General features: G+C 42.7%; 10 protein-coding genes. 4 read left to right on the top strand and 6 right to left on the bottom strand.

What is annotated here, in order from left to right; all coding sequences use genetic code 11:
• Positions 1 to 36: 36 nt before the first annotated feature.
• Complete coding sequence (locus RMY16_RS32495; RefSeq protein ID WP_322739829.1) at positions 37 to 2,673, bottom strand: PAS domain-containing protein; 2,637 nt, start codon at positions 2,671 to 2,673, stop codon at positions 37 to 39.
• Positions 2,674 to 3,183: 510 nt separating this feature from the next.
• Here RMY16_RS32495 and RMY16_RS32490 point away from each other — a divergent pair.
• Complete coding sequence (locus RMY16_RS32490) at positions 3,184 to 3,405, top strand: ferredoxin-thioredoxin reductase variable chain (RefSeq protein ID WP_416211729.1); 222 nt, start codon at positions 3,184 to 3,186, stop codon at positions 3,403 to 3,405.
• A gap of 5 nt (positions 3,406 to 3,410) precedes the next feature.
• Here the strand turns inward: RMY16_RS32490 and RMY16_RS32485 are convergent, their stop codons facing one another.
• From RMY16_RS32485 to RMY16_RS32465, 5 genes are all read right to left on the bottom strand, one after another.
• Positions 3,411 to 3,632: a hypothetical protein gene (locus RMY16_RS32485; protein ID WP_322662683.1), complete on the bottom strand. Its 222-nt coding sequence runs from the start codon at positions 3,630 to 3,632 to the stop codon at positions 3,411 to 3,413.
• A gap of 122 nt (positions 3,633 to 3,754) precedes the next feature.
• Positions 3,755 to 4,546, bottom strand: coding sequence for a YdcF family protein (locus tag RMY16_RS32480; RefSeq protein ID WP_322739828.1), 792 nt, complete (start codon positions 4,544 to 4,546; stop codon positions 3,755 to 3,757).
• 177 nt (positions 4,547 to 4,723) lie between these two features.
• Positions 4,724 to 5,230 carry a hypothetical protein gene (locus RMY16_RS32475; RefSeq protein WP_322739827.1) on the bottom strand — a complete coding sequence of 169 codons (507 nt, stop codon included), beginning with the start codon at positions 5,228 to 5,230 and terminating at the stop codon, positions 4,724 to 4,726.
• 85 nt (positions 5,231 to 5,315) lie between these two features.
• Complete coding sequence (locus RMY16_RS32470; RefSeq protein WP_322739825.1) at positions 5,316 to 6,845, bottom strand: AAA family ATPase; 1,530 nt, start codon at positions 6,843 to 6,845, stop codon at positions 5,316 to 5,318.
• 189 nt (positions 6,846 to 7,034) lie between these two features.
• On the bottom strand, positions 7,035 to 7,910 hold the full coding sequence (locus RMY16_RS32465; RefSeq protein ID WP_322739824.1) for a hypothetical protein: 876 nt from the start codon (positions 7,908 to 7,910) through the stop codon (positions 7,035 to 7,037).
• Positions 7,911 to 8,360: 450 nt separating this feature from the next.
• On the opposite strand from RMY16_RS32465, the gene RMY16_RS32460 reads away from it, so the two are divergent.
• The 3 genes from RMY16_RS32460 to RMY16_RS32450 all read left to right on the top strand — a co-directional run.
• Positions 8,361 to 8,954: a hypothetical protein gene (locus RMY16_RS32460; protein WP_322739823.1), complete on the top strand. Its 594-nt coding sequence runs from the start codon at positions 8,361 to 8,363 to the stop codon at positions 8,952 to 8,954.
• Between the two features lie 140 nt (positions 8,955 to 9,094).
• Positions 9,095 to 9,307 (top strand): hypothetical protein, encoded by a 213-nt coding sequence (locus RMY16_RS32455; protein WP_322739822.1) that lies wholly within the window; start codon positions 9,095 to 9,097, stop codon positions 9,305 to 9,307.
• A gap of 233 nt (positions 9,308 to 9,540) precedes the next feature.
• The coding region (locus tag RMY16_RS32450) for a tetratricopeptide repeat protein (protein ID WP_322739821.1) at positions 9,541 to 9,842 on the top strand (302 nt) is incomplete at its 3' end.

The raw sequence follows: 9,842 nt of genomic DNA, 5'->3' as shown, positions 1-9,842 counted from the left end.
ATTTATGCAACGCCTTTTGAACAGCTGCAAGCATAACTAGCAACTTGGGTTACTAATTGAAGCGATTAATTGAGCAACTCGCTCCCGATCTTCCTCAAAAATAATCGGTTGATAGCGGCTGCCGATCAGTTCCTCTGGCGATCGCCCAAAATAAACTGCATAAGCTTGGTTGACAAAGGTGAGTGTGCCGTCTGGTAAATATCGGGTAATGAGTTCGGTCTGATCTTCTACAATAGCACGGTAGCGAATCTCGCTTTGTTTCAGAGCAATTTCTGATTGCTTGCGTAAGCGAAGCTCGTCGTAGACATCGCTAATATCAATCACCACTCCCAACATCCGTACAGGTTTACCTGCTGCATTGTGAATACTGCGTCCTTTTCCAACCAGCCAGCGCACCTTGCCATCGGGATGAATCACCCGATATTCAGCTTCATAATTAGTATGCTTAGTCAGGGCATTGCATATAATCTGTTCAACTCGGTCAATATCTTCTGGATGAACAGCATCGCGCCATAACTGATATGTAGCTGATGACGTTTCTGGTTCTAATCCTAACAAGCGATAGTGGTTGTCGTTCCAGATAACTGTCCCCTGAAATAAATTCCAATCCCAACTACCGATATGGTTAAATTCCATCGTCAGCCTGAGTTGTTCTTCACTCTTGGCTAAGGCTATTTCTGCTCGGTGGCGTTCTTCTTCGATCCGCTTCTTGGGGGTAATATCCGTAACTCGCACCAAATTCATCACTCGGTCAGCAACCCTGATTTGTTTGATTGCCATGTTTCCCCAAAAGCAATTGCCCTGCTTGGTGACATATTCAATTTCGCAACTCCACAACCTTTGTTGGGTAATTTCTTCGATGATAATGGTTAGTTCATCAGAAGTAAACTGCTCTTTTTGTAAAGTTTGACCTTGAATACCAATGAGTTCAGCTTTACTTGAGGCTGCAAATAGTTCTACTGCGCGATTATTACAGTCAAGGGTCAGTAAGGTTTCTGTATCTACCAAAAAGAGCGCATCAGCAGATTCGTTAAAGGCAGCTTCTAGCAAGTCACGGCTTTTGGTGATTTCTAACTCGCTTTCTTTGCGTTCTGTAATATCTAGAATAGCTCCATACAGTCTAATAGTCTGACCTTGAGTATCATAAGCTACCTCTACTCTTAACTCCAGGTAGCGCAATGAGCCATCAGATCGGATAATGCGATATTCAAGATTGAAAGGAGTTTTATTGGCGATCGCCCTTAATAGATGCCTCTGCAACACTGGTCGGTCTTCTGGATGAAGCATCTGGAGAAATGCAGCCTGTGTCGGTACTGATTCAGTAGGATTTAGACCAAAGATGCGGAAGGTTTCGGCTGACCAAATTTGTTTTTGAGACTCTAAGTACCATTCCCAACTGCCTAGATGGGCAATCTTTTGAGCAGTAGTTAGCAGCGTTTCACTACGACGGAGTTCTTCCTCGGCTTGTTTGCGTTTGTTGAGTGCGGCTTCCCGTTCTGTAACATCTTGGGCAGTTCCATAGAGACGAATTACTTCTCCATCCGCGTTAAATTCTGTATGTCCAATCCCCTCAATATAAATAATAGACCCGTCAGTTTGAGATGCGCGCAAGATGAGTTTGTAGGATTCGCCAGTTGACATTGCCCGCTCAATTGCTTGGGCTAATTTTTCGGCATCTTCTGGGCAGTACAGTTGCAGGTTTTCTTGATAGTTCGGCTCAAGAAGTGCGGGATCTCGATTGAAGAGGGCGAAAAGCTGCTTTGACCAGGTAATTTTGCCACTGGCAATATCAAATTCCCAATTACCGAGACGAGCAACTCGCTGAGATTCTTCTAATAAGGCTTCACGCTTGCGTAGTGTTTCTTCAGCACACTTAAGATTAGTGACATCCACTACTAGCCCATCCCAAAGCACGCGACTATCTTGCAACTGGCGTGGTGTGGAACGAAAATGGAGCCATTTAAGCAGACCGCTGGGCGTTTGGATTCGCGCTTGGATATCAAACACCGAGACATTCCGCCGTGATTCATCGACTGCTGCCTGAAAAAGTGGTACATCCTCTGGGATAAACTGGCGATATAGCAAACTTGAATCTTTGAGTGCATCTTCTGCCCTGACTTCCATCAGTCTTTCAATCCCCGCGCTGATGTACTCAAAGCGATCGCTGCCATCAAATTCGCGGATTACCTTATAAATTGCCCCATTGGGCAGATTATCGCCAATTCGCCGCAACATAGCTTCCCGCTCTTGTAATGCGAGTTCTGCCTGTTTGCGTTCGCTAATTTCCCGCTCCAGTTCTCGATTAGCTGCCTCCAGTTGTGCAGAACTGGGGAGAGCAAGTGCTTTTGGCATCAAAGGTATAAGTTCACAAGCTGTATACAGTGAAACTATGGCTGTAATAGCTTTGATTAAACCACTCAACCAATAAGTTGGATACCAGAGCGTCAAAATGTCCATGACGTGGGTAGTACCACAAGTAACAATAAATATTGCAAATAGGACAAACACCCACTTGAAGAGAAAATCTCGGCGCTTGCGGACAAAATAAAGTAGTGCGATCGGAATAGAATAGTAAGCAAGCGCAATCAAACTATCAGATACAACATGCAACCCCACTAATTCTGGTTTCCAGAGATAGCAATAGACCGTGGGGAATAAACTGTTTATAAGCAAGAAGGCTTTTCCCAAATTCCAGCATCACGCGTCTCAAACAAAAGTTGTTTGATTTAGTATAGTAGTTAATTATACTTAGAAAACTTTTTTAGCATTGGTTAGCTTGCCTTTGCAGGCATCGCGGTTGCTTTCAAACGAGCGATCGCAATCACCAATCATCTGCCATACACTAAAATTCATGAGAGAGTTGACCTGGGGAACATCCTAGCGTCAAGATAAAAGGGTTGGATATCTTGTCAAAGTACTAAGCACATCCGATATCGCCTGATTTTCTTTGATTTCCCTGCTTTTGGGTTAAAGAGAAAGGCTATGGGCGATACTTATTAACGTGGCAAAAAACAGAAAAAAGTACGCGCGGATTGCTAAGACGTGCCTGGACGCAGAGGGTTAAGCCGTTGCACCCCGATGAAGCGTCAAGAAATAGCTGATTAAATCAAATTCTAAGCGATTTAATCATATATTTTGTAGCAGATACTTGTGGAAAAGAAAATGCTAGGTGTAAATGTTGTTATGAAAGTTGGCGATCGCGTCCGCGTTAAAGATTCGGTAGTGGTGTATCATCATCCTGAACATCGGAATCAGCCTTTTGATATCAAAGGTACAGAAGGCGATGTAGTAGCTATTGCCACCCAATGGCGAGACAGACCAGTAAGCGCTAATCTACCGATTGTAGTCCAGTTTGGTAAAAAGTTTAAAGCCCATTTACGTGAAAATGAGTTAGAAATCATCTAAATCACTTATCGGCGGCGAAACCACTGAAAAATATTCAGTTCGCCGCGCATTCTTTTAAGGTCTTGGCGGTTTTGTTCTGCTGTTGTATAATACCAATCACAATAACGCTGAAACTCCGACCGTGACCGAACTTCGTGGTAAAACTGATGGGTTGTTTGGTAAGCGGCAAAAGCTTCCTCAACTTCAGGTTGAGCAACTGGAATAATATAAGGTAAATTTTTTGACATAAAATTCAGAGTAGTAGAGATGCGATTGATCGCGTCTGTTTTGAATTCAGGTAATTACCGCACTTCCTAATTAATAACTCATAATTCATAACTCATAACTTTCTTACACCTCCTAACTTTAATTAAAGCCAACCGCGTAAGCGATAAACTAAAGAACCAATATACTCTTTGAAAGCGATGGTAAATTGGTGTAAGTTGTCAGTATCAGGTAATAAATTGAGTATAGCGGCTTTGGGAGTACTACCGAGTTCTTGCAACTCACCCTCACTAACTAGAAAGTCTGTAGGTGCAGGAATAGCATTGATTCCTTGACGCTGAAAAATCTGAAGCGATCGCGGTATATGCATTGCCGAAGTTACTAATAATACCTGATGAATGCCACGAGATAACAAAATTTTGCGGACATTTACAGCATTTTGATAAGTATTAAGAGAGTCAGGTTCTTGGATAATCGCCTCAGCTGGAATACCAATGGATGTGAGTATTGTGGCCATATCTGCCGATTCTGGAGAACCACTTCCACGCCAATCAATGCGTCCCCCGCTCAGAATGATTATAGGTGCTTTTTTCTGGCGATAGAGTTGGGCGGCGTAGATGACGCGATCGCCTGCTTCACTCAAATCGACGGTAGGTCTTGGGGGAAAAGCTGATTTTGTTGCGCCACCCAAAACCACAATCGCTTCTGCATTAGGTATTTGGGCGAGTGGAAGATTTTGCCATTCTAGCGATCGCACTAATGATTTAGCGATCCAAGCATTGCTACAAAATAGCAATAAAATTAGGGAAAAAGCAATTGCGATCGCAGCAGTCCGCGGTCGTTTCCACAAAGTCACTAACGCTACTACCAAGCTTACACAGGCTAATCCTAGTGGATAAAAAAATAGTGGCAGTAATTTGGATAGATATAAGAACATATTATTAAGGCGTCGGGCAGGGAAGCAGGGAAGCAGGGAAGCAGGGAAGCAGGGGAGCAGGGGGGCAGGGGAGCAGGGGAGCAGGGGAGAAGAGGAGAAGTAGCAAGTAAATCTTTCCCCTCTGCCCCTCCGCCCCTCCGCTCCTCCGCCTCTTTTCAACACTCAATTCCCAAATTACTACCTTTCCCAAAACTTGTAATTGAAACTACTTCCAGGAGCGCGACGGTAACGGCGACCGGCTTTTCTGATTTGCCGTTTGTTCATCCTTTCATTCGTTGGTTCAACTTCTGTCTCTTCTGATTCTTCAACTTGCAACTGAGTTCTAGTTTCTTCCTTACTTCCCCACCAAGCAGTAATCCAGCCTCCAGCTAAAGCGCCTAATCCACCTAGTAAGATACTCATGGGTGCGGGATAGCCCAAATATACAAAGCCCAGCATGAAAAATAACCAGTATTTCAATCCTGTATCGACACCATCAGATGAGGCGACAGCTGGAGCTTGGGGACTATTATCAGTTAAATTTGCGATCCAGCTTAAGATGAAACCGCCCATGATTCCTAAGAAGATGCTCAGGGCTGGTGCGGAGCCAGTCATTATTAATATAAATGTTAAAAATGCCCCAAATAATAGTTGAGAAAAGAAGCTAGGAGAAATACTGAAAAGGTCGTTCTTTTTGTCTGCCATAAAATAAAAAACTTATTTAACTCATTACTAATTCATAATTCGTAATTCCTAATTTTCGATTCAATTACGAATTACGAATTACGAATTATTTTAATTGTGCCTGTTGTGGCTGAGTTGTATCCCAAATCTTTACATAAGGTTGTTCCTTTTCAGTAAAAGGTTCAGCTTGTTTGATTTGTGAAGCTAATAAATCGGCGGTGGCATCAGCAATATCACCAGTGCGATTGTTCAAACGCTCTTTTAAAACTTCCAGCGGTGCTGTGCATTGGATAATCTGAAGTGGAAGTTGATGTTTTGTAGCTTGTGCGATCGCTTCTTGCCGCAATTGCTGCTTATCATACTTAGCATCCAAAATCACCGAAAAACCTTGTTTAGCTAGGATAATTCCCAATTCCAACAGCCGTGTGTAAGTTTTCTCGGTCATCTCCGGTGTATACAAATCATCGCCACCCTTTTCCCACAAAGAAATTCCCCCTAAATGTTTCCGCACTGCATCCGAACGCAGGTGAATCGCTCCCTGTTGACGGGCTAAAGACCTTGCTGTTGTACTTTTACCAGAACCCGACAATCCCGACATCAAAATTAGTTGTCCCAGATTTGGTTTAGTGTACTCCCAAGCCTGTTTGTAATAGTCAGCGGCGGTTTTTGTCGCTTCTTCCTTCACCGTCGCGGGTACACTCGGATCGTCTAGCAAAAATGAAGTTACCTTAGCCCGGACATAAGCCTGACGACTTAAATACAAGGGCAACACCTGTAAGCCTTCCCAGTCTCCAGTTTGCTCTATATAGGCATTCAAAAACGCATTACCCAAGTCTTTGCGTTGGCGAGCTTCCAAATCCATCACCGTGAACGCCACATCGTACATCACATCGACAAAGCGAAACGGCTCATTAAACTCAATGCAATCAAACAACAAGATTTTATCGTGCCACAGGGCAATATTTCTCAGGTGTAAGTCTCCGTGACATTCACGAATATAATCGTTGTGAATTCTGCTAGCAAATAATTCTGGACGTTCGGCAAAAAAGTTATCTGTATATTGCTTGGTTTCTGTAAATTGCGCCTGAGTCTGGGGGCCACCAATATACTTCTCAGTTTGCTGATAATTTTCATCAAAGGCAGCGCGAACATTTGGCACTTCGCCAAAAGTGCGAATGTAATCATTCGTCTGAGCTTCAGCATGGTATTGAGCCACCACCCGTCCCAATTCATCTAAGCGCGTCTCATTTAACTTACCCTGTTCAAATAGTGTGCTTAATAGCGACTCTTGAGGAAACTGGCGCATCTTCAGCACATATTCTACAGCCTCGGCTGTTCCCTCTAACTGGTATTGCTCCTCTACCAGAGTTATGGGCAAAACTTCTAAATACAATTCACCAGCACCCCGCTGATTTAACCGTAACTCTTCCTGACAAAAATGCTGCCGCTTCTCTAAGGTGGAAAAGTCCAAAAAGCCAAAATTCACAGGTTTTTTCAGCTTATAAGCGTAATCCCCAGTTAACAGCACATAAGAAACGTGGGTTTGAATTAATTGAATAGGTTCTGTTACCGAATGGGGATAAAATCCCGGCTGCAACATTTGCTCGATAAAAGCTGGAAGAGTTACTTCTGTCATCTCTTTGCTCTGCGGGTTCAAATACAAAAAAACCAGGAGTTTCCTCCTGGCTATCATCAAAAATTATTACACAGTTTACCAATTGAGTGTTGATAAGCTAATGCGCTTACATATTGCGCTATTTTCTGTGAAGACTGTCATTAGTCATTGGTCATTGGTCAATTGAGGATGGTGCAAGATATCAGCATATCAAGGAGAACTTGTTTTGGAAGCTTCTGGACTGCGAATGATGATATGTCCCTTCTCACTTTCTTGAATAGCCAACACAGATGGAATCTCGCCAGGTTTTGCGTTTGAGGGTAATGCTCGAAACAAATAAATCCAGCCGCCACGTTCTAGGAGTAAGCGCCAGACTCGCGGCTGCTGTGGATTGCTGATGTCATTATCTTCTCTGCCTCGCAAGTCGTCGAATAGACCGCGATCGCCAATAATACGATAACCTTTCAAAGATGGATCTGCAAATATATCATCAAGTTTGCGTCCCACAGCAAACTTTTCTTCAGGTGTAATTAAAGCTACAACAGGTAAGGTGGAGTTTTGACCAGCGTCTCGTCGTGCATCTGCGATGCCTTGCCAACGAGCTAACCAAAATATCACAATTAATACCCAGGATACTATTACTATCTCATTGACTAGCGATCGCAGAAATTCCACTGAGCGCAGTTGTCCAGAACTAAATTCAGCCAGAGATTTTAGCCGTTTAGCTGTCCATGAGCGTTTGTGTTGGGTTGCAGAGATAATGCGACTCAATAGTAATTGGCTTGCAGAGACTACTGTCTCACTAACGATCTTAATTAACCATAATGTTGCCTGAATTGCGATCGCAGCTACAAAAAAAGCGATCGCACTTTTGCAGATTGTCCAACCATCTCCGAGAAATATTTGCAGGGGAACTATCAAAAAAGACTGTGCGGGTAAGTCGAGGGTATTGACTTCTAGCTGAAAAAAATAGAAATATGACCAACGGTAAATCCAGCCTGCAAAGAAAAGCGCCGCACCCAGTAAGCCAAGTACACTTGTGAATTTACCTAAAATATTGGTTTCCTGGTTCGGGGTTTGGGTCATACGAAAAATAGGGGAGATGAGGGAAACAATATAGCGTTTCTCATTTGTGTGCAAATACACTCTGACCTCTCTCCAAACCTCTCTCCTAAGAGGAGAGAGGCTTTGAATTTTACTTCCCAACGCTAGTAGGGAAGCGGGGTGGTTTCATACAAGCAGAGAAAAACTAAAACTGGGTTTCAAAGCCTCTCCCCCCGTGGGGGAGAGGAATGGAAGTGAGGGAAAAAGCTATGCCACAAAACGAGAAATCAAGACTTATGTATTTTTCTTTTTTCGTATGAAACCACCCTGCCCAACGCTAGTAGGGAAGGGGTTGGGGTTAGGTCTATATTGCACAACTACAAACTGTTACAGGTAAATAATCAATTTGTTTTAGTGATTTTACGGAAATTTAATATACGCCTCTGAAGTTTAATGAGAAAGTTAAATCTAGTCAAATACACTGTTAAAGCCATGAAAGCTTTTTTCCAAAGATCGGTTGTGGCAATCTTAGTAATGGCAGCAGCACTAGCAGGGAACATCCAAGCTGTAATTAGCAAGGATGTCACAACGGAAAATTTCTTCTTAGCACAGACACCAGTCAAAGCAGATGAATTAGAACTTCCAGTGGCCTTACCAGAGTTAGCAGAAGTCATCTTAAAAGCAGGTGGGTCAAACAGTGGTCGAGTAATCGGAATTGATGCACAGACAGAAGCACTATCAATTCAGCGTAGTGGCAAAACTGCCACAATTCCCCTGAGCAAAATTCAAAAAGTAGTCTTCAAGAATGGGGCGTTAGCTTACAGAAGCAATGGGCGGCAAATTATCCGGGGTGAGCGAGACCGTCCCACAGGTCAGCTTGTAACTTGGAATGGTATACCCCTAAATACTTTTACCGTAAAAAATCCTACTCAGGGTCAAGCGGTGGTGAAACTTAAACCACCTGTAGTTTCCACAGCACAGTTGCTGGGTATTCAGTCAGTGGCTAGAAATCGGCAATATGTGGTGAATGAAATCCAGTTCAATTCGCAACAAAGAACGATTAACATTCTGGCAAACCCTTATTGATTCGTGAATTATTTTAGCTGTACGCTTCTATAGCATATTTGTGTCTACTCAACGTAAATCCCTAATTTAGGCTTTTGCTGATGTTGATAACAAAAACTTCGATGCTAGCAACAAATGTTTAAACGTTTGTAACAAATGCTTTGGTGCTGGCAACAAATGTTCAAGTAGTTGTAACAAGTATTCAAATGTTTGCAACAAATATTCAAGTACTTGTTACAAGTATTCAAACATCTATAACAAATGTTCAAGTACTTGTAACAAGTATTCAAATATCTATAATAAATGTTCAAGTAGTTGCAACAAATATTCAAACGTTTGCAACAAACGTTCAAACATTTCCAACAAATGCTTAAACATTTGCAAGAAATGTCCGAACGTTTATAACAAATGCTCCGATGTCGGCAATAAATGTTTCAACCTTTATAGGACTTACGCAAAGTTAAGGTATTTTTGTTCTTGCGATCGCTTTGCTTGCTCTTAGCGTTCCTGTAGGGTAGCAATCCCAGACTTGACCAAATACTTTTGATGTTGCTAACGACAACTTTTGCTAACACCCAATTAAAAACAGCTACCTCTGCGCTATTCTATGAAAAAAATTCTCACCAGTCTTTTGGCTGTGGGCTTTTATCTAACGCCTTTAACAGTGATGCTGATGGCTCAACCCACTTGGGGACAAACTCAAAACTCCCAAGCGCAAGAAGCAGAAAGACTGCTAGAGCAAGGGGCAAATCTGACACAGCAACAGGAACACCAACAGGCAATACAAATATTACAGCAAGCTTTAATCATTGCACGAGAACTCAATGACTCACATCTTAAAGCAACTGTACTGGTTGGCCTTGGATTTAACTACAACCGTTTAGGAGAAAAGCAAAAAGCACTCGATTT

It is taken from the genome of Nostoc sp. DedQUE12b (assembly GCF_034530835.1).
Lineage (GTDB): Bacteria > Cyanobacteriota > Cyanobacteriia > Cyanobacteriales > Nostocaceae > Nostoc.
This window is presented reverse-complemented; position numbering and strand designations above follow the sequence as displayed.